Origin of the sequence: Thermus thalpophilus (genome assembly GCF_022760915.1) — a bacterium.
GTDB classification, from domain to species: Bacteria; Deinococcota; Deinococci; order Deinococcales; family Thermaceae; genus Thermus; species Thermus thalpophilus.
In genome coordinates this window covers 1-19,300 of sequence record NZ_JAKTNS010000037.1, presented here as the reverse complement: position 1 = coordinate 19,300, position 19,300 = coordinate 1, and the positions used below count along the sequence as shown (strand labels likewise).

Here is a 19,300-nt window from a genome sequence, read left to right as displayed (position 1 = left end):
CAGGAGCGGTATGCCCCCCGTACACAGACTCTTACACATAACTCTTGACACGACCGGCACGGTAATGATGTGCACCAGCCGGGAGAAGGGGAAGAGGGCCAAAAGGAGCCAGAAGTTGAACACATGGAGCTTGGTCCAAAAGGGCAGGTCCAAAATGAGCTCCGGCCTAGGCTGGAGGGTGAAGACGGACCACAGGTAAGGGGTCATCACCGCGGGGAACCAGTAGCTCCCGTAGCGGTAAAGAAGGGCAGTGAGGACCCCGGTGAGGGCGGAGAGGAAGATCAGGAGCAAGACCAGGTAGTCCATGGGGGTGGAGGCCGCCCGCACCCGGGCCACGGCGATGCGGCGGGCAAGGAGGATGTAGGTGCCCGCAAGGGCCCAAAGCCCCAGGCCAAGCCCGGTGATTTCCAGCAGGTAAAGGCGCAGGGGCACGGCGTTCCAAAGGAGGAGCCCCTTGGGCACCAGAAGGGCCAAGAGGTGGCCCAGGAGGACGATCACCAGCCCCCAGTGCATGGCGGTGGAACCGAAGAAGAGGCGTTTTTGCTCCAGGAGCTGGCTGGACTGGGCGGAAACGGAAAAGGGCCGGTAGACCATGCGGTAGGCGGTGACCGCCACCGCCAGGGTAAGGGCGATGTAGGGAAAGACGCCAAAAAGGAGGGTGTTCCAGCTCATCCTTCACCTCCCCGACAAGACCCCCTGCAAGGCCTCCTGGACGGCCTCGAGGACCAGGAGGTAGGGGTTCTTGGCGTCCAGGGTCTTCAGGGTGCGGTGCATCTCGGAAAGTGCCTTGGGCAGGATCTCCAAAAGTTCCGGCAGGGGAGCCTGGCTCCGGGCCAGGTAGCGGAGGACGTTGGCCAGGTGGTCGGGAAGCTCGCTCCCCGGGTCCAGGCCGAGCTCCCGGTAAGCCCGCACTAAGGCGGCCAAAAGCTCGCCCCGCTGGTAGCTTTCCCCGTAGGCGGCGTAGCCCACATAGGGCGCGGTGGTGGGGGTGAGGTCCAGGGTACGGGTATAGAGCTCCTCCCACTCGCCCAGGGAAAGGTCTTCCACCTGGCGCAGGAAGCGCTCCAGCCGCTGCTTGGCTGGGCTTCTCGGGCACGCGATCCAGCGGCGCCAAAGCTCCTCAAGCCGCCCCGGCACCGGGTAGTCCAAGGCCAGGGCCAGGGTTTCCAACAGGGTGGGGTTCAGCATGCTTCCCTCCTACTCCCCCCGCACGGGCGGCTGGATGTAGCCAAAGCCCACCTCGCCCTTGGCGGCCAGGGGGTCGTTCCACACCTCGGCGGCCATCTCCCGGTGGTAAGGGGGCAGAACGAACCGCTCCTCCAAGGTGGGCAAGGTGGTGAGGCGGTAGATGGCCTCGGCCTCCTCTAGGGAAAGCCCCGCATCCGCCAAAACCTTCAGGGCCTTTTCCGTGGGGCGGCCCTCGAGGCTCTCCTGCCGCTTCAGGATGCGCACCGCCAGCATCTTTTTGAGGATGGGAAGGATGAGGGCCTCGTTCCCAGCGGCGAAGAGGTTCGCCAGGTACTTCACGGGCATGCGGGCCTTTTCCAAACCGGCGTAAAGTTCAAAGTCCAGGTCGGTTTCGGGCAGGTCCAGCCGCACCAGGCCCCCGTTACCCTGGCTCGCCCGCAGGGCCTTCTCCACCGTGGCCACCACCGGGGAGAGGGGGGGAACGTAGAACATCATGGCCAGGGTGCGGTACTCGGGGTGGAGGGGCAAAGCGAGCCCCCATACCTTGACGAACTTGTAGATGGGCGAATTCTGGGCCGCCTTGATCCAGCCTTCGTCTATCCCTTCGTCCCGTGCGGCGGCGATAACCTCGGGGTCAAAGGGATCCAGGATGAGGGAGAGCTGGGAGGCCACCAGGTCCTCGTCCGGCACCATGGCCGCCTCGGGGATGCGGTCGGCATCGTAAAGCAAGACCCCCATGTAGCGGATCCGCCCCACGCAGGAGTGGGCGCAGGCCGGGGCCTGGCCGGTTTCCAGCCGGGGAAAGCAAAGGATGCACTTCTCGCTCTTGCCCGTGGCCCAGTTGTAGTAGACCTTCTTGTAGGGGCAAGCGGCCACGCACATCCGCCAGGCCTTGCACTTGTTCTCGTTGACCAGGACCACGCCGTCCTCGGCCCGCTTGTAGATAGCTCCGCTGGGGCAAGCGGCCACGCAGGCGGGGTTCAGGCAGTGGTTGCAGATCCGGGGCAGGTACTGGAAGACCACCCCCTCAATCTCCTGAAGCTGCGCCCGTACCTCGGGGTCTAGGGCCTTTAGGTTGGGGTCGTTTTGGGCGTAGAGAGGGCTTCCCCCCAGGTCGTCGTCCCAGTTGGGCCCCGCCTCCGGGGTCATGGGCTCTCCGGTGATCATGGACACGGGGATGGCCGTGGGCTGGTACTCGCTTTCAGGAGCGGTGAAAAGGTCGGAATAGCGGAAGGTGTAGGGTTCGTAGTAGTCGTCCAAGGAAGGCAGGGCGGGGTTGAAGAAGAGGCGGAAAAGGCCCTGGGCGCGGGAGTGGAGCCTAAGGTCCAGATGGCCGTCCTTGTACGCCCACCCCCCCTTGAAGCGCTCCTGGTCCTCCCAGCCCGTGGGGTAGCCAGCCCCAGGCCGCGTTTCCACGTTGTTCCACCACATGTACTCCGCGCCCTTGCGGTCGGTCCACAGGTTCTTGCAGGCGATGGAGCAGGTGTGGCAGCCGATGCACTTGTCCAGGTGGAAGAGCATGGACATGTGGGCTCTAACCTTCATGGGCTTCCTCCTTTACCACTCCGGGGGCTTCTCCAGCTTGCGCACGAAGACCCAGGTGTCCCGGTTTACCCCCACAGGCCCCCAGTAGTTGAAGGCATAGGTGAACTGAGCGTAGCCGCCCGACATCAGCACGGGCTTGAGGCGGGCGCGGGTGATGGAGTTGTTCATCCCCGCCCGTTGGCCCCTCAGCGGGCTCTTGGGAATGCCCACCGTGCGCTCCGTGGCGTGGTAGACGAAGACCGTGCCCCGGGGAATGCGGGCGGAAACGATGGCCCGCTGGACGAAAACGCCGTTGTCGTTGAAAAGCTCCACCCAGTCGTTGTCCTGGATGCCGAGCTCGGCAGCGTCCTTATCGTTGAGCCAGATGGGGTAACCGCCCCGGGAAAGCGTCATCATGCGGTGGTTCTCGGAATAGGTGGAGTGGATGGACCACTTGCCGTGGGGGGTGATGTAGTTCATGAGCTTGCCTTGAGCCTCTTTGGCGCTTTTTTCCGTTTCCTGGAGCATGTGGACCTCGGGGCGAGGCTTGTAGGTGGGCAGGTGTTCGCCCCAGGCCAGGTAGTTGGGGTGGTCCAGGTAGAAGTGCTGCCGCCCCGTGAGGGTGCGCCAGGGAACGAGGCGCTCCACGTTCAGGGTGTAGGGGCTGTAGGCCCGGCCTTGGTTGAGGATGGCGCTCCAGGTGGGCGTGGTGAGCTGGCGGCGGGGCTGGGCCACCAGGTCCTTGAAGGAGATGCGCACGTGGCGGTTGCCCTCCGCCAGGTCGGTGAGCTTCACCCCGGTTTTCTTCTCCTCGTCCAAGAAGGCCCGGTAGGCGAGCTCCCCGTTGGATACCGGGTCCAGGAAGAGGATGGCTTCCGCCACCTGGCGAGGCTCCTCGAGGCTGGGCCGCTTCTCCCCTTGGTAAAGCCGGGGTTGGCGCTCGGCAAGCTCCTTGTAGAAGTCCTCCACGGGGATGGAAAGCCCGTGCATCCCCACCCCGTTCTTCTCCACGGCAGGACCGAGGGTCACCATCTTCTCGTAGAGCTGGGTGTAGTCGCGCTCCACCACCCGGAACTTGGGCATGGTTTTCCCGGGGATGGGTTCCACCTCACCCCGCTTCCAGTCCCGGTCCTCAGGCTGGGCCAGCTCGTCGGGGGTGTCGTGCTGCAAGGGGATCATGACGATGTCCTTTACGGGCTTGGGCAGGTGGACCTTGGACAACTCGGAGACCTTTTTGGCGATGGCCTTGAAAATCTCCCAGTCGGGCTTGGACTCCCAGGAAGGGGGCACGGCGGCCTGCAGGGGGTTGATGAAGGTATGGAGGTCGGTGGTGTTCAGGTCGTCCTTCTCGTACCAGGTGGCGGCGGGGAGAACGAGATCGGAATAAAGGGCGCTGGTGTCCATGCGGAAGTTGAGGTCCACCACCAGGTCCAGCTTTCCCTCGGGGGCAGGTTTGCGGTACACCACCTCCGCCACGTGCCCTTCCGCCACCTCCTCGGCGATGGCGTTGGTGTGGGTACCTAGGTAGTGTTTCAGGAAGAACTCGTGCCCCTTGGCGCTGGTGCCGATGGCGTTCCCCCGCCAGATAAACCAGACCCTGGGCCAGTTCTCCGGGGCATCCGGGTCTTCCACGGCGAACTTAAGCTCACCCCGCTTCAGGGCTTCCACCACGTACTGGACCACCTCCGCCTCGGTTTTGGCCCCTTTGGCCTCCGCCTCCTTCACCACCTCCAAGGGGTTCTTGTTGAACTGCGGGAAGAAGGGAAGCCACCCCTTGCGCACGGCCCGCACCTGGTGGTCTACGGTGTGGTCGGCAAGCCCCTGGGCCGTCTTGTCGTAGGCGGAGAAGCCCCGTTCGTAGCGCCACTGGTCCGAGTGGACGTAGTGGAAGCTCGGCGTGTTCTGTTGCCGAGGGGGGTAACCCCAGTCGGTGGCGAAGGCGATGGGGCCCCAGCTGGCCTGGTTGGCGAGCTTCTCCTGACCCACGTAGTGGGCGAGGCCGCCCCCGTTCACGCCCACGCTCCCCGTGAGCATGAGGGCCACGATCCCAGCGCGGTACATGAGGTTGTTGTGGTACCAATGGTTGATGCCCGCGCCGATGATGATGAGGTTCTTCCCCTGGGTCTTGAGGCCATTTTCCCCCCAGGCCCGGGCGTACCGGAGGAGGGTTTCCCGGTGGATCCCCGTCCATTTCTCCTGCCAAGCCGGGGTGTAGGGCAGGTCGTCCTCGTAGCTTTGCGGGTAGTCCCCGGGCAAACCCCGGCCCACCCCGAACTGGGCCATGAGCAGGTCAAAGACCGTGGCCACCGCCACCTTTTCCCCTTCCTTGGTGGTGAGGTACTTTACGGGAACCCCGCGCTTGAGCTTGCGGTCAGAGGCGAAATCGTCCAGCTCCACCAGGACCACCGCATCCTCCACCCCCAGGAGGCTCAAGCGGGGGTTAAGGGGTTCGCCGGTTTTGGGGTCTTCCAGCTTCAGGTTCCACTGGCCTTTTTCCTTCTGCCAGCGAAAACCCAAGGTCCCACCGGGCATCCGGGGACCCTTGGCCTCGTCGTAGATGAGGAGCTTGAAGTCGCCGTTTTCCTCCTCGGCGTACGCCGCAAGGCGGTTCGCCCGGAGGTAGCGCCCGGGACGGCCGTCCTTGATCTCCACCAGGAAGGGGCTATCCGTGTAGCGCTTTAGGTAGTCTTGGAAGTAGGGCACCTCCTTATCGGCGTAGAACTCCTTTAGAAGGACGTGGTTCACCGCCATCCAGAAGGCACCGTCCTGACCGGGGTTTATGGGAATCCACCAGTCGGCGTACTTGGAAACCTGGGAGAAGTCGGGGCTGAAAACGGTGAGCTTAGCCCCGGCGTGCCGCACCTCGGCGATGAAGTGGGTGTCCGGGGTACGGGTCATGTTGAGGTTGGAGCCCATGACGGCGATGAAGCGGGCGTTGTACCAGTCGGCGGACTCGTGGACGTCCGTCTGCTCCCCCCAGATCTCCGGCGAGGCGTTGGGCAGGTCGCAATACCAGTCGTAAAAGCTCATGGGCACGCCGCCCAAGAGGGAGAGGAAGCGGCTTCCGGCGGCGTAGGAAATCTGGCTCATGGCGGGGATGGGGGAAAACCCGATGACCCGGTCAGGCCCGTAACGCTTCACCGTGGAAACCACTGCGGCGGCGATGAGTTCCAGCGCCTCGTCCCAGGTCACCCGGCGGAAACCCCCCTTGCCCCTCGCCTTTTGGTAGCGCTTGCGCCGGTGGGGGTCGTTCTGGATGGCTTCCCAGGCAGCCACGGGGTCTGGGTGCTTGGCCTTAGCCTCCCGCCAGAGGTCCAAAAGGGCCCCGCGGGCGTAGGGGTACTTCACCCGGATAGGGCTGTACTGGTACCAGCTAAAGCTGATGCCCCGCTGGCACCCCCGGGGCTCGTAGGGGGGGAGGCCCGCCTCGAGGCTCGGGTAGTCCGTGGCCTGGAGTTCCCAGGTGACGATGCCGTCCTTGACGAAGACCTCCCAGGAGCAGGAGCCGGTGCAGTTCACCCCGTGGGTGGTGCGCACCCTTTTGTCGTGCTGGAAGCGGTTGCGGTAGAACTCCTCCCACTTCCTCTCCGCCGGGTTTTCTATCTCCTTGATCCAGTCCCTCATGCTCACCTCCTAAGCTGGCTCCGGATGCGCTCCGCCAGGCTCTTGGGGCGGAGCTGCCACACCGCCGCCTGGTAGACCAAAAGGAGCCCCAAGAGGAATACCCCCGCCACCAAGAAGCGACCCAGGTAAAGGGAAGGGGGCCTCGGGGCTTCCTGCGAAACCTGCACCAAGAACGCCGCCAAGGCTGCCGCCTCGGTCTCGGTAAGCGGCCTGCCCTTATAGGCCTCCCGCATTACCGGGAAGGCGGGGTTGGTGAGCAGGGCGGAAAGCCCAGCCTCCCCGCCCAGCCGCTTGGCGGCGTCCGTGAGGTCCTTGCCCAGGGAACCCCCACCCCAGAAACCCACCCCGGCCACGGTGTGGCAGGCCTGGCAGGGAGCGCCGCCGTTTCGCAAGGGCTTCTGCCCCAGGTAAAGGGCCCGGCCCAAGGCGGCATCCCCTTGGACCCTAGGCGCCGGGGGGGCCGCCTCGGCAGGGGCCCCGCCCAGGCTCTTCAGGTACTGGGCGATGGCCCTTGCCTCTGCCTCGGAAACCTGCGGCAGGGGAGGCATCACCCCGTTGTAGGTGACACCCCCCACCTCCAAGGGCCCGGAAAGCCCTTGGCGCACCACCTGGACCACGTGCGTTTCGTCCTGGGCCCTGGGGTTCCCGGCCAAGGGCGGGATGGCCCCAGGGATGCCCTGGGCCTCGGCCCCGTGGCAGCTGGCGCAGAACTGGCCGTAAAGGGCCTTCCCCTCCTGGGCCCAGGCAGGGACCAGGAGGAAGGCCAGGACCAGGGGATAGAGCCTTCGCTTCATCCTCACCTCCGGCCCTCAGTGTGGGGGCACCGCCTGGCGGCCACTTGCCCGGCCCGGGACATCTGTCCTAAGAGATGGGCCCTACCCTGAAGGCGATGCGGCCCTTAGCCCGGCTCAGGCTCACCGCTGAAGGGTGGGCGGAGGTCCTGGAGGCGGACCCCTCCTTGGGCCTGGAAGGTCAGGGGACCTGCGCCGAGCTGGTGCAGGGGCAAGACCCCTTCGGCCGGCCCTTGTGCGCCCGCTGCCCGGTACAACGGGAGCTGAAGCGGGGCGCTTACCGGGCCAGCACCCCCTTTCTCCTCAAGGGGAAGCGGCTTCGCTGCCAGGGCTACCGGGAAAACGGCGGGTACCTGGTGGAGCTCTACCCCGAGCGGGCTGAGCCCCCGGACCTGCTTCTGGAGCTTTCCCGGCTCACCCAGCACCTCCTGCGCCACCCAGAAGCTTTCCCCGACGCCCTGGAACGCTTCCTGGGGACCTTGCGCCAGGGGCTCGGCATGGACGCCGCCGAGCTCTTCCTCGCCGACCCCGAGGGGCACCACCTGATCCTCACCGCCTACGAGGGGCTCCACCGGGAAGCGTTTTTGGAGAAGCCCTGGTTTCACCTGGGCGAGGGGTACCCGGGCATCGTGGCCCTGCGTCGGGAGCCCCTCTTCACCCACGCCCTGCAGCAAGACCCCCGGTACCTGCGGCAAAAGGTGAAGCAGCTGGGCTACCAGACCTATATCTGCTACCCCCTGGAGCTTCCCCACGGCCTCATCGGCGTGCTCAACCTGGCAGCGCGGAACCCAGGCCTGGACCACCAGGAGGCCCTCGAGGCCCTTTCCCGCATCGCCCCCCTTTTCGCCAGCACCCTCTACACCCTCCTCACCCGCCTGGGGGAGGTGGGGCTTTTGGCCCTAGGGGAACGGCTCCACCGCGGGGAGGTTTCCGAGGCCCGGCAGACCTTCCTCCAGGGGCTCAAACGCCTGGCCCAGGCCACCGGGGTGAGGCTGGTGACCCCAGCCGGGGAGCGGATGGAGCTGGGGCTCGTGCCCCCGTGCGCCATGCAGGACTGCCCCGCCTGGCGGGGGGAGGTGGTGGGCCTGAAAAACGGCCTACCCCAATGCCCCGAAGCGGAAGGGAGGCCCAGGATCTGCCTGCCCCTTTGGGCCAAGGGGCAGGTGGCGGCCGTGGGCACCTTGTTCCACGCCCGTGCGCCCAAACCCCCCACCGGCCCCGCCGCCCCCGCCCTCTGGTTCTCCCGGCTCGCCGTTCCCCTCCTCTTTCCCCAAAGCGAGGCGCGGGAGCTGGACCTCGAGGTCTACGCCCTGGGGGGCTTCCGCCTCCGCTTCCGGGGCAAGGAGCTCTCCCCCAAGGACTTTGGCCGCAGCGGGGCTTACCGCCTGTTCAAGTTCCTCCTGGCCAACAAGGACCGGGCCCTCTATACGGACGACCTGGCCGAGGCCTTCTTCCCCGAGTTGGAACCCGAGCGGGCCCGGCAAGAGGTGTACGCCCTGGTTTACCACCTGCGCAAGGCCCTGCCCGGCATCGTGGAGCGGGAAGGGGAGTACTACCGCCTGCGCCTTCCGGAGCGGCGCTTCCTGGACTTTGAGCGCTTTGAGGAGCTCATGCGCAAAGCGGACCTAGAGGAGGGGCTTTCCGCCTTCAAAACCCTCCGCCAGGCCCTGGAGCTTTACAAAGGCCCCCTCTTCGGCGACGACCCCTACGGGGAGTGGGCGGAGGCGGAACGGACCTACCTCCAGGAAAGGGCCCTTTCCGGCCTGCTGCGCCTGGGGGACCTGGCCGAGGCCCTGGGCTACAAGGAGGTGGCCAAGGAGGCGTACGCCCGCGCCTTAAAGCTGGAGCCCTTCCTGCAGGAAGCCAAAAGGCGCCTCGAGGCCCTAAGGGGGTGAAGCGTGGACCTGGCCCAAGTACCTCTCTTCCGCGAGCTGGACCCCAAGGACCTGGAAGCCTTGGCCCGGGAAGCCCGGCCCCGCCCCCTGCGAAAGGGGGAGGTGCTCTTTTTAGAGGGGGAGCCCGTCCGGGCCCTCTTCGTGGTGCAAAAGGGGCTCATCAAGGTCTACAAGCTAGACCCCGAGGGAAGGAAGCAGGTGGTCCTCCACGTGGAGGGGCCAGGCCGGGTCCTGGCGGAGGTGGCCCTCTTCCTGGAGCGGCCCACCTACCCCGCCAGCGCCGAGGCCTTGGAGGAAAGCCAGGTCCTGGCCATTCCCAAGGAAGCCTTCTTCCGCCTGGTGGAGGAAAGACCCCCCCTGGCCCGGGCCCTGATCCGCTACCTGGCCCGCCGGCAAGGCCAGCTCCTCCACCTCCTGGACCGCCTGGTCTTCCACGAGGTGCGGGAGAGGCTTTGCGAGTTCCTTCTGGAGAGGCTAAGGGAGGAAGGGCAGGGCTTCCGCCTTCCCACCAACCCCGAGCTGGCCGCCCTGTTGGGCACGGTGCCCGAGGCGGTTTCCCGCAACCTGGGGGAGCTTTACCGGCGGGGACTCATCCGGCTTTCCGGCCGAAGGGTGGAAATCCCCAACCCCACGGCTTTGGAGGAGGGGATTTTGTGAGAACGATTATCGCTTCTAAATCAGGTAATCCGAGCGGAATGCTTGACTTTTCCCGTCAGCCCATCGTAGCCTCAGAGGCAGGAGGTGCCCTTATGTATCCCCTCTCCGCCCTCTCCCCTGGCCGACGCGCCCGCGTGCTCCAGGTGGCGCCGGAGCGCCGCCGGCTTTTGGCCTTGGGCCTTCGCCCCGGCGCCACGGTGGAGGTCTTGCTCCAGGCTCCCCTCGGCGACCCCTTGGAGGTACGGGCGGGGGAAACCTTCTTGCTCCTGAGGAAGGAAGAGGCGCAGGCGGTTATGGTGGAAGCCCTGGACGAAGCATGAGCTGCCCCCGGTGCGCACCCCAGGCGTCCTTGGTTTTGAAGGCGGAGGAGCGCTGGGCCTTGGTGGGCAACCCCAACACCGGGAAGTCCTCCCTCATCAACGCCTTGGCGGGGGCGGGCCTCGAGGTGGGCAACTGGTCCGGGACCACCTTAGAGCGCCTTTCCGCCCACCTATCCCTGGGAGAGGCCCGGGTGGAACTCGTGGACCTGCCCGGCACCTATAGCCTCCTCCCCACCTCCCCGGAAGAAGCCCTCGTCCTAACGGAACTCCTACAAAACCCCCCGGACCGGATCCTGAACGTGGTGGATGCGGGGAACCTGGAGCGCAACCTGGTCCTCACGCTGGAGCTCATGGAGCTCGGCCTGCCCATGGCCTTGGTGGTGAACCTCCTGGACGAGGCCGAGGCCAAGGGGCTTCGGGTGGACCTGGAGGCCTTGGCCCAGGCCCTGGGCCTGCCCGTGGCCGGGGCCGTGGCCGCCCGGGGCGAGGTGGAAGGGGTTTTGGAGGCGGCCTTGGGGGCCGGCACGCCGCACCCCCCCGTGCGCTACCCCGCCCCCCTCGAGGCGGCCTTGGCCGCCCTGGAGCCCTCCTTCCCCAACCGCGGGCTCGCCCTTCTCGCCCTTTTGGGGGAAGGGGTGCCCTTACCCGAACCCCTCCTGGCGGCCGCCCAGGAGGAGCGGGCAAAGCTCCTCCTGAAGGGGCACGACCCCTACCTTTTGGCCCTGGAGGGGCGCTACCAGAAGGCCAAGGAGGTGTACGAAAAGGCGGTGCGGCGCCAAGGCACCCCCTCCTCCCTCACCGAGCGCCTGGACCGCTTGGTACTCCATCCCCTTTTGGGCCTACCCCTCTTCCTCCTGACCCTTTTCTTGGCCTTCCGCTTCACCTTCGCCCTCTCCAGCCCCTGGGTGGACCTGATTGGCCGGGTGCAGGAGGTGCTGGCGGGGTGGGTGGCCGCCTCGCCCCTGCCGCCTATACTCCGCTCCTTCTTGGCGGAGGGGGTGGTGGCGGGGGTGGGCACGGTGCTGGCCTTCACCCCGGTCCTTTTCCTCCTCTATCTGGCCCTGGCCTTTTTGGAAACCTCGGGGTTCCTCGCCCGTATGGCCTTCGTGGCCGACCGGGTGATGCGGTGGGCAGGCCTTCCCGGCAAGGCCTTCATCCCCCTGGTGTTGGGGTTTGGCTGCAACGTGCCCGCCGTTTACGCCACCCGGGCCCTTTCCCACCCCTTGGACCGCCTGCGGGTGGCCCTGGCCATCCCCTTTCTGGCCTGCGGGGCCCGGCTTCCCGTCTTCACCCTGTTCGCCTTTGTCTTCTTCCCCAAGAACGCGCCTTTTGTGGTCCTTGGGCTTTACCTCTTGGGCCTACTGGTGGGCCTCGTCACCGCCTTGCTCCTCGGGCGCTTCCTCCGGGCCGGGCGGGGCGAAGGGGCCATGGAACTTCCCCCCTACCGCTTCCCCCCCCTAAAGCTCCTCCTTCGCCTTTCTTTGGCCCGCACGGGTAGTTTCGTGCGGGGCGCTGGGGGGCCCATCCTGGTGGCGGTTCTCCTCATCTGGGCCCTCCTTCACCTGCCCTTGGGGAGCACGAGCCCCTACGCCCTTTTGGCCCAAAGGCTTACCCCCCTCTTTGAACCCCTGGGGGTGGGGGACTGGCGGCTCGTGGGGGCCCTGATCCCGGGCTTCGTGGCCAAGGAAGTGGTGGTGGGAGCCTTGGGGGTGAGCTTCTTGGGCGGGGAAGGCGTGGCGCCCGTGGGCCTCCTCGAGGGCCTCCGCACCCTCTTGGATGCGCTTTTCCAGGCCCTTTGGGGCACCCTAGAGGGGCTCCTTTCCCTCTTCGCCCCGGCAAGCTTTTCCTTGGCCCCGGAACCCACCCCCTTGCAGGCCGCCCTGAAGGGAGCCGTGGCCCCCATGGGGGCCCTGGCCTACCTGGTCTTCGTCCTCCTCTACACCCCCTGCGTGGCCACCCTGGCCGCCTTGCGCCAGGTGGTGGGGGCACGCTGGGCTAGCTTCGCCGTGGCCTACCAACTCCTTCTGGCCTACGCCCTGGCCTTCCTGGCCGGGCACCTTCCCCTCCGCCCATGACCCAAAAGGCCCTAGACCTCCTCCAGACGCCCAAGACCGCCGCCGAGCTGGCCTGGGCCTTGGGGCTAACCCGAGAAGGGGCCGAACTCCTTTTGCGCCAGCTGGCCCGCCGCGGCTACGCCAAGCCCCTGGCGTGCGGCACCGCCTGCGGGGCGTGCGCCTTCCGGGGGCTGTGCCAAGGTCCAGGAGAGCTCTACTGGGTGCGCACCTAGCCTTCCCTTTCCAAAACGTGCACGTTGGGAAGGGTCATGGCCCAGTAGCGGTTTTTCTCTATGTAGTCCCGCCACTTTTCCGGCACGTCCTCCTCAGGGTAGATGGCGCTCACCGGGCAGGCGGGTACGCAGGCCCCGCAGTCAATGCACTCGTCCGGGTGGATGTAGAGCTGCTCCCCGGCGTCGTAAATGCACTCCACAGGGCAGACTTCCTGGCAGGAGCGGTCCTTAACGCCGATACAAGGCTCGCAGATCACGTGGGGCATGGCTCACCTCCAAGGTCCACTTTGGGGGATCGGCCCTTGGCGGTCCATGATGCAGGTCAAGGCCCAGGGGCCCCTTTGTGCCCCGGGTCAAGGCCCGCTCCCGGCCTTCCGCCTAAACTTGAAGGGTGTTACGGCAACCCTTGCCTCCTCTTTCCCTCCGCACCCCGGAAGGGGCCAAGGTCTACCTGCCCGACCTCAAGGGAAAGCCCTTGGCCCTGGTGCGGGACCTGGCGCTGGCCCGGGCCCTGGCCCGCAGGCGCGCCGACCTCCAGGCGGTAAACGCCCAAGCTTATCTCCTGGCGCAAAAGCCCATCCCAAGCCCCCTGCCTCTCCTCCTGGATCCAAAGGGGACCCTGCTTGCGGCCATCCCGCCGGGGGGCGCCCTGGTAACGGACGCCCACCTGGAGGTCTACCACCTGGGCCCCGTGCGGGACGCCGAGGAGGTATTGGACTGGCTTCGGTTCGTGGAGACCCAGTGCCCGGAGTGCGTCCTGCCGGAGGCAGAATGGATCTGAGGGTGAAGCGGGTCTACGATCCTCCCTCCCTCGAGGACGGCCTGCGGGTTCTGGTGGACCGGCTTTGGCCTCGAGGGCTTTCCAAGGAGAAAGCCCGGGTGGACTGGTGGGCCAAGGGGCTTGCCCCTTCCGAGGCCCTGCGCCGTTGGTTCAGCCACGATCCAGCCAAGTACCCCGAGTTCCTTGCCCGCTACCGAAAGGAATTGCAGGAGAACCCCGACCTGGAAAAGCTCAAGGGTTTAGCCCGGGAAGGACGCGTTACCCTCCTCTATGCCGCCAAGGAAAGGCGATACAACAACGCCTGGGCCCTGAAGGAGATCCTAGAAACCCGCTAACCCCTTTAGGCTTGACAAGAGGATTATAGGGGCGGTATTATTTAGGAGTCCTAAGGAGGTGGCTATGGCGAGGTCGGGAACCGGGAAAGCGGGGATTTTGCTAGTCCTGCTGGCGCTTCTCCTATCTTTTGGGCAAGAAGGCATTCCTTACCCTGAGGGCTTCCGGCTTTGGCCCCACGTGAAGAGTATGGAGCTCAGGCCGGGCCATCCCCTCTACGAGAGCTTCGGCGGCCTGCACCACATCTACGTGAACCCCACGGGGCTTCCCACCTACCTGGAAGGCAAGAAGGCCGCCTTCCCCAAGGGCACGGTCATCGTCTTTGACCTCCTCGAGGCCAAGACCGAAGGAAACGCCCTCGTGGAAGGCCCGCGGAAGCTCATCGGCGTCATGGTCAAAGACCCCGGGCGCTACCCGGAAACGGGCGGCTGGGGCTACTACGCCTTCGGCCCCGACAAGAAGCCCCTGGCCATTGACCCCAAGGCTTGCCATGCCTGCCACCAGGGAGCGGCCAACACCGACTACGTCTTCAGCGCCTTCCGGCCCTAAGCTAAGGGGGTGGACGCCGAGGAAAAGCTCCTCTTCCTCCTAGAGCGCCTGGCCCAGGCGGAAAGGGCCCTCCTCACGCAAAAGGCCCACCGCCTGGGCCTTTCCGCCACCCAGGCCCAGCTCCTCCTCCACCTTTCGGCAAGGCCCCAAGGGGTGGTGGACCTGGCCCACTTCCTCGCCCTCACACCGGCCACGGTGAGCGAGGCCCTGAGCGCCCTGGAGCGGAAGGGGCTTTTGGCGCGGGAAAAGGACCCCACGGACAAGCGGCGCTTCCACCTCACCCCCACCGCCGAGGGAAGGCGCCTGGCGGAGGCCCTGGGGGATTACCTGGACCCCATGCGAAAGGTGCTAAGAGGGGTGGAGCATAAGGCCCTCCTCCTTCCCCTCATGCGGCTCCTCGAGGGCCTAGTGCGCCAAGGTGTCATGGCCGATACGGGCATGTGTCTCACCTGCCGGCACCTCCGGGTGGATGAAGGGCTCCGCTGCGCCCTCCTCCAGCTAACGCTGGCCCCAGAAGACCTCCGCCTCGCCTGTCCGGACCACGCCCCCGCCTGAAGTTGCCCCTACCGGGTAGGCCTGCCCTTGAGCACCTCCTGCGGGGTTAAACGCTTTTCCCGAGCCCTTTGAACCTCGGCGGGCGTAAAGGGTTGCGGGTTGCGGTTGCCGAAGCTGGCGCCTATGTGATTGAGCAGAAGGGCGATCTCCTCATCCTTCAACTGGCCCATGGAGGGCATCAGGCCGTTATAGGTAAAAGAACCCACCTTCAAAGGGCCTTGCAGGCCAAAGGCCACCACCTGCACCAAATAGGCCCGCCCCTTAGGGTCCTTGAATAAGGGATCCAATCCCGCCAGGGGCGGAAAAGCTCCCGGAACCCCTTGCCCCGTGGGCTGGTGGCACCCGGCGCAATACTGGGCATAGAGCTTGCCCCCATCCTGGGCCAAGGCCATCCCCAAGAGTCCCAACGCCAAGACCATCCACCCGTTCCTCATGCTCCTCTCCTTTCCGCAAGGGGGCGCTTGCCCTTCAGGTCCAACCACGCCGGGGGCACATAGGCGCAGCGGGGGTCAGCAGCCAGGTAGTCCCCCGTTTCCGCCCAGGCCCGGGCCCGGCTCCCTCCACATACGTAGCGGGACTCACAAACCCCGCACTTCCCCTTCAGGAGGTCTTTGTCGCGGAGTTGACGGAAAAGCGGGCTTTCTCGGTAAATCTCCAGAAGGGGCTTTTCACGCACGTTACCCGCATACACCGGCAAAAACCCCGAAGGGGCCACATGCCCGGTGGCAGACACGAAAACAAAGCCGTTGCCGTCCGTGACCCCCAGGCGGGAGTGTTCCATGCCGTCTTGAAAATACTCCCGGTGCAGGCTTTCCCCGGCCGCCAAAGCCCGGTCCTTTCCCCCTTCCGCCTCCCGTCTTTGCAAAACCACCCGACGGAAGTGGTGCGCCTCGGTGGTTTTGACGTGGAAGGGGTAAACCTTGGAAACCTCGTAAAGCCAGTGGAGAACCTCCTCAAACTCCTTAGCGGAAAGCTGCTTGAGGAGCGTTCCCCGTCCCACGGGGACCAGGAAGAAGAGGCTCCAAAGGACCACACCTTTTTCCGCCAAGAGTTCGGGCATCGCCTTAAGTTCCGGCCAGTTATCCCGGGTCACCGTGGTGTTCACCTGCGTGGGAAGCCCCGCTTCCCGGGCCCAGTCCAAGGCCGCCAGAGTCCGGGCGAAGGTACCCTTTTCCCCCCGGAAGGCATCGTGGCTTTCCGGGCTCGCCCCGTCCAGGGAAAGGGCCAGCCGGGTAACCCCCACCTCCCGAAGCCGGAAAACCATCTCCTGGGTAAGCAGGGGGGTGGCGGCGGGGGTCAAGCCCACCTTGAGCCCGAGCTCTCGGGCCCTAGCGATGAGGGAGAAGAGGTCAGGCCGGGCCAACGGATCACCCCCCGTGAGGAGCAAAAGGGGTTTGGGTCGGTAAGTGGCGACCTCCTCTATCAGCCGCAGCCCTTCTTCCGTGGAAAGCTCCCCCGGCAACGGGTGAGGCTGGGCCGAGGCCCGGCAGTGCCGGCAAGCCAGCATGCAGGCGTTCGTCACCTCCCAGGCGACGAGGTAAGGGTATTGAGCAAAATCGGGGCGTTCCATGCTTCTAGCCTTTGCAAAAGGGTCCTCAACGTCCATGATCCGGGTCAAGGGGGAGGGAAAGCCCCTCCCCCAACCCCGCTAGTAGATGTCGTAGGCGGTGTTGTATACGTTGAACTTGCCCGTAGGGGTGCGGACCCAGTCCCCGGTGATCCGGGCCTTCTCCTTCAGGGTCAAGGCATCGTAGACCACGATGAAGGTGGGCGTGTCCTTCGCCCCCCAGGCGGAAACCCAGATCTCCGTGCCTCCCTTATTGAACTCCGGGTGCACCATGCGGGCCTTGTGCTCCTGGGCCCCAGGCACCTCCCAGCACTTCGTGACCTCCAGCTTGCGCTTATCTATCGCGCATAGGCTGGCCGCAGCCTGGGGGCTTGGGCTCATGGGAAAGTCCACGATCACCCAAGGGCTATTGGGATGGGTCTTGATGAAGAGGGTACCCGTGTAAGGAAGCTGGATCCGCTTCACCACCTTCCAGGCATACTGGGGGTGTTTCTCCGGATCCACCCCCACCACCGTCACCTCGGGACTGCCGATGTTGCCCGTGGCCCACACGGGCCCGAAGGTGGGATGGGTCCAGTTGGAACCCCGGCCCGGGTGGGGTCTCACCCCCGCCTCCACCTCCGCCACAAACTCCCGGGTCTTGGTGTCAATCACGATGAGCTTGTTCACGGCGTTGGCGGCCACGATGAAGTAGCGCTTCAGGGCCCAACCACCATCGTGAAGGAAACGCTCGGTGTCAATCATGGTGATGGGCAGAGGACGGCCTGGCTTATGGAGCTGGGAGTAGTCCACCAACCAGGTCTGGCCAGACTCCTTCAGGTTGACGATCCACTCAGGGTTGTATTGGCTGGCCACGATGGCCGCCACCCGGGCTTCCTGGACAAACTCCCCCGCCCCCTTGGCGTAGGACATGGTGGAGACCATCTTCAGAGGCTCCAGGGTCAACCCATCCAAAACCACCATGGTGGGCGGCCAGTAGCACCCCACCACGGCGTACTTGTCCTCATAGCCCTTGAACTTGCTGGACTCAATGGAGCGGGCGTCCACGCACGGCTTGGACTCCGCCACCACCTGGGGTGGGTTCATCCAGAGGTCAATGAGGCTTGCCTTGCCATCGCGGCCGATGGCCATGAAGTACCGCCCGGTGGCGGAGGAGCGCAGGATGTGGGTGGCGAACCCCGTGGGCACAATGGTCACCAGTTCCTTCTTGTCCCCATCCAGGATCGCCACCTGGCCTGTATCCCTAAGCACCTGGCCGAAGAAGTTCTGCCAGTTGCGGTTGTGCAGGGGCTTGGCAGGCCGCTTCTCTGGGGGAACATAAACCTTCCAGGTCTTCTTGATCTCCTCAAAGCTCGGAATCGGAGGGGCTGGGGGCTCCTCCAGAAGAAACCGAGCCATGAGCTCGGTCTCCTTGTCGCTCAAAATGCCCTGGCGTCCCCAATCGGGCATTCCCCCAGGAAGCCCTCCGAAGATCACCGCCTTTAGGTACTCTATCCCCCGCTCGGCCATCTTCTTAGGCTCCAGGGAAGGCCCTGTGGCCCCCTTGCGCAATACACCATGGCAGCCGGCGCAGCGGTCAAAATAGATTTGGGAAGCCCGCTCCCGCTCCGCCGGACCCAAGGCTCCTGGAGCCTGACCCAGGGCCAAAGCCGCCACCAATACCGCACCCCAAAAACCCAGTGCCCTTTTCATGTTGGACACCCCCGCAAACTAGGATAGCAATGTCCGACTAGTACGGATGTCCTAAGTCAAATGTCCCTATGCCCATCCTCACTTCACGCCGTTTGCTGGGGGCGAGTCTTGCAGCAAGCATAGGTCCCCGGAGGGGCCCTCCGGGGACCTTACCTGAGCTTTAGTGCGTGGGAGAGTGGGCTATTTGCTCGTTGGGGGCGTACACCCGAATCACGCCCTTCATGTAGGGGTGGATGCTGCAGATGTAGGTGTACTCCCCGGGCTGGGTGAAGGTGATGCGGTACCGCTCCCCATGACCCAGCTTGGGGGTAACAAAGGGCTCGGGCCCTTGAACGTTGATCACCACGGCGTCGTGCCGTCCCGTGCGTTCCCCCTCCAAGAGGTCAAAGACGTCCTCGTTGACGAACTCCACCGTGGTACCCACAGGGATTTCCAGGATCTTGGGATAGAAGGAGTTGCCCACCATCTGCACCCGGACAGGCAAGGGCTCCAGGGCCTTGGCGCCCACCGCCACGGGCTGGGCCAAGGCGGGGTCCAGGGGCACGCGCACCGTGTGCTCGTGGTCAGGCGTTCCCAGGCCATAGGGGTCCAGCACTCGCTTAGCGTCCGCAGGGATGGCGGTGAGAGCCTTGGGTCCTTCCGCCCGTACCTCACCTATCCGAGGAGCGTCCTTCTTGGCCCGAAGTACCCCCAAGGCTCCCTTAATGGCGGTATTGAACACGTGGGTTACCAGGGCGTAGTCCCCTTCCACCGGGGGCACCCGCCACTCAATAACCCAGGAGTCCGAAGGGCCTGCCAACACGGTCTGGCTGCCTTTCATGACGTTGTCCGGGTTTCCCTGGTAGTAGATGTACTCCCAAATGCCCCCCACCACGTGGAAGGTGCTGGTGAGGCTGGGACCGGCGTTAAGGAAGTAGATGCGCACGTAGTCGCCCGGCCGCACGGGAATGGGCTCATTGACGTAACGGAAGTTGTATCCGTTGAAGACCACGTAGGTGGCTTTGCCATCAAAGAAGTCCCTCCCCGAAGCGTACCACTCGCTCTGGACGATGTAGAGCTTGAGGTCGGGCGGGCGCTTAAGCTCAGCCTCGAGGCGGTACTTCTTTTTCGGCTCCACCACGATCATGCCGTGCTGTCCGCCCATGGTATGGGCCATAATCCCATGCCCCCCGGGGGCGCAGTGGTACATGAAGACGCCCGGGAAGTCGGCGGTGAAACGGAAGACCCGCTCCTCCCCCGGCTGGACGTTGCCCAGGAACTTGGACGTCTGGGTGTTGGCCGCGTGGATAGATAGTCCGTGGGTTACGCTATCCGCGTTCCTCAGAACGATCTCCACCGTGTCGCCTTCCTCCACCACCAGCATGGGCCCCGGGCTCGTGCCGTCAAAGGAGAACCCCTTTACGTAAACCCCCTCGTCCACGGGGAAGACGCTGCTTTGCGCCGTAAGCTCAAAGCGCTTGACCGCCGCTAGGGCCGGCACCCCCAGGTCGTGTCAAGAGTTATGTGTAAGAGTCTGTGTACGGGGGGCATACCGCTC

Annotated in this window: 19 protein-coding genes; 9 read left to right on the top strand and 10 right to left on the bottom strand. The window is 65.2% G+C overall.

Going from position 1 to position 19,300, the window contains the following annotated elements; all coding sequences use genetic code 11:
• From narI to L0D17_RS11140, 5 genes are all read right to left on the bottom strand, one after another.
• Positions 1–672, bottom strand: a 672-nt coding sequence (gene narI / locus L0D17_RS11160) for a respiratory nitrate reductase subunit gamma (protein WP_243095353.1), incomplete at its 3' end; no start/stop codon positions are given.
• 3 nt (positions 673–675) lie between these two features.
• Entirely contained in the window at positions 676–1,188 is a 513-nt protein-coding gene (locus L0D17_RS11155) for a nitrate reductase molybdenum cofactor assembly chaperone (protein WP_243095352.1), read from the bottom strand.
• A 9-nt stretch (positions 1,189–1,197) separates the two neighbouring features.
• A complete protein-coding gene (gene narH / locus L0D17_RS11150) occupies positions 1,198–2,733 on the bottom strand; it encodes a nitrate reductase subunit beta (RefSeq protein WP_071676457.1) in 1,536 nt (511 codons plus the stop codon).
• Between the two features lie 12 nt (positions 2,734–2,745).
• Positions 2,746–6,336 (bottom strand): nitrate reductase subunit alpha, encoded by a 3,591-nt coding sequence (locus tag L0D17_RS11145; RefSeq protein ID WP_243095351.1) that lies wholly within the window; start codon positions 6,334–6,336, stop codon positions 2,746–2,748.
• Between the two features lie 2 nt (positions 6,337–6,338).
• Positions 6,339–7,130 carry a c-type cytochrome gene (locus tag L0D17_RS11140; RefSeq protein ID WP_243095350.1) on the bottom strand — a complete coding sequence of 264 codons (792 nt, stop codon included), beginning with the start codon at positions 7,128–7,130 and terminating at the stop codon, positions 6,339–6,341.
• A gap of 95 nt (positions 7,131–7,225) precedes the next feature.
• Here L0D17_RS11140 and L0D17_RS11135 point away from each other — a divergent pair, with 95 nt between their 5' ends.
• The 5 genes from L0D17_RS11135 to L0D17_RS11115 all read left to right on the top strand — a co-directional run bounded on the left by L0D17_RS11135 (position 7,226) and on the right by L0D17_RS11115 (position 12,286).
• On the top strand, positions 7,226–9,022 hold the full coding sequence (locus L0D17_RS11135) for an AfsR/SARP family transcriptional regulator (RefSeq protein ID WP_243095348.1): 1,797 nt from the start codon (positions 7,226–7,228) through the stop codon (positions 9,020–9,022).
• A 3-nt stretch (positions 9,023–9,025) separates the two neighbouring features.
• Positions 9,026–9,679 carry a Crp/Fnr family transcriptional regulator gene (locus tag L0D17_RS11130; protein ID WP_243095346.1) on the top strand — a complete coding sequence of 218 codons (654 nt, stop codon included), beginning with the start codon at positions 9,026–9,028 and terminating at the stop codon, positions 9,677–9,679.
• A 92-nt stretch (positions 9,680–9,771) separates the two neighbouring features.
• Complete coding sequence (locus L0D17_RS11125; RefSeq protein WP_243095344.1) at positions 9,772–9,999, top strand: FeoA family protein; 228 nt, start codon at positions 9,772–9,774, stop codon at positions 9,997–9,999.
• On the top strand, positions 9,996–12,074 hold the full coding sequence (feoB, locus tag L0D17_RS11120; RefSeq protein ID WP_243095342.1) for a ferrous iron transport protein B: 2,079 nt from the start codon (positions 9,996–9,998) through the stop codon (positions 12,072–12,074). Before L0D17_RS11125 ends, feoB begins: the two co-directional genes overlap by 4 nt.
• Positions 12,071–12,286, top strand: a complete 216-nt coding sequence (locus tag L0D17_RS11115; RefSeq protein WP_243095340.1) for a hypothetical protein — start codon at positions 12,071–12,073, stop codon at positions 12,284–12,286. The genes feoB and L0D17_RS11115 overlap by 4 nt, the downstream gene beginning before the upstream one ends.
• Here L0D17_RS11115 and L0D17_RS11110 read toward each other — a convergent pair.
• Positions 12,283–12,552 carry an indolepyruvate ferredoxin oxidoreductase subunit alpha gene (locus tag L0D17_RS11110; protein ID WP_243095339.1) on the bottom strand — a complete coding sequence of 90 codons (270 nt, stop codon included), beginning with the start codon at positions 12,550–12,552 and terminating at the stop codon, positions 12,283–12,285. The two genes, L0D17_RS11115 and L0D17_RS11110, sit on opposite strands and share 4 nt — an antisense overlap.
• Before the next feature lie 125 nt (positions 12,553–12,677).
• On the opposite strand from L0D17_RS11110, the gene L0D17_RS11105 reads away from it, so the two are divergent.
• The 4 genes from L0D17_RS11105 to L0D17_RS11090 all read left to right on the top strand — a co-directional run bounded on the left by L0D17_RS11105 (position 12,678) and on the right by L0D17_RS11090 (position 14,504).
• Positions 12,678–13,067, top strand: coding sequence for a hypothetical protein (locus L0D17_RS11105; protein ID WP_243095338.1), 390 nt, complete (start codon positions 12,678–12,680; stop codon positions 13,065–13,067).
• The gene (locus tag L0D17_RS11100; RefSeq protein ID WP_243095336.1) at positions 13,058–13,402 is read left to right on the top strand and encodes a DUF488 domain-containing protein; all 345 of its coding nucleotides are present in this window, start codon (positions 13,058–13,060) and stop codon (positions 13,400–13,402) included. The genes L0D17_RS11105 and L0D17_RS11100 overlap by 10 nt, the downstream gene beginning before the upstream one ends.
• A gap of 64 nt (positions 13,403–13,466) precedes the next feature.
• Positions 13,467–13,949, top strand: a complete 483-nt coding sequence (locus tag L0D17_RS11095) for a cytochrome P460 family protein (RefSeq protein WP_039456315.1) — start codon at positions 13,467–13,469, stop codon at positions 13,947–13,949.
• A 9-nt stretch (positions 13,950–13,958) separates the two neighbouring features.
• The gene (locus tag L0D17_RS11090; protein ID WP_243095334.1) at positions 13,959–14,504 is read left to right on the top strand and encodes a MarR family winged helix-turn-helix transcriptional regulator; all 546 of its coding nucleotides are present in this window, start codon (positions 13,959–13,961) and stop codon (positions 14,502–14,504) included.
• A gap of 8 nt (positions 14,505–14,512) precedes the next feature.
• Here L0D17_RS11090 and L0D17_RS11085 read toward each other — a convergent pair whose 3' ends face one another.
• From L0D17_RS11085 to L0D17_RS11070, 4 genes are all read right to left on the bottom strand, one after another.
• Complete coding sequence (locus tag L0D17_RS11085; protein ID WP_243095327.1) at positions 14,513–14,938, bottom strand: c-type cytochrome; 426 nt, start codon at positions 14,936–14,938, stop codon at positions 14,513–14,515.
• On the bottom strand, positions 14,935–16,074 hold the full coding sequence (locus tag L0D17_RS11080) for a TIGR04053 family radical SAM/SPASM domain-containing protein (RefSeq protein WP_243095325.1): 1,140 nt from the start codon (positions 16,072–16,074) through the stop codon (positions 14,935–14,937). Before L0D17_RS11080 ends, L0D17_RS11085 begins: the two co-directional genes overlap by 4 nt.
• A gap of 78 nt (positions 16,075–16,152) precedes the next feature.
• Positions 16,153–17,763: a nitrite reductase gene (locus tag L0D17_RS11075; RefSeq protein ID WP_243095323.1), complete on the bottom strand. Its 1,611-nt coding sequence runs from the start codon at positions 17,761–17,763 to the stop codon at positions 16,153–16,155.
• A 160-nt stretch (positions 17,764–17,923) separates the two neighbouring features.
• Positions 17,924–19,243 carry a multicopper oxidase domain-containing protein gene (locus L0D17_RS11070; RefSeq protein ID WP_243095322.1) on the bottom strand — a complete coding sequence of 440 codons (1,320 nt, stop codon included), beginning with the start codon at positions 19,241–19,243 and terminating at the stop codon, positions 17,924–17,926.
• Between the last annotated feature and the right edge of the window lie 57 nt (positions 19,244–19,300).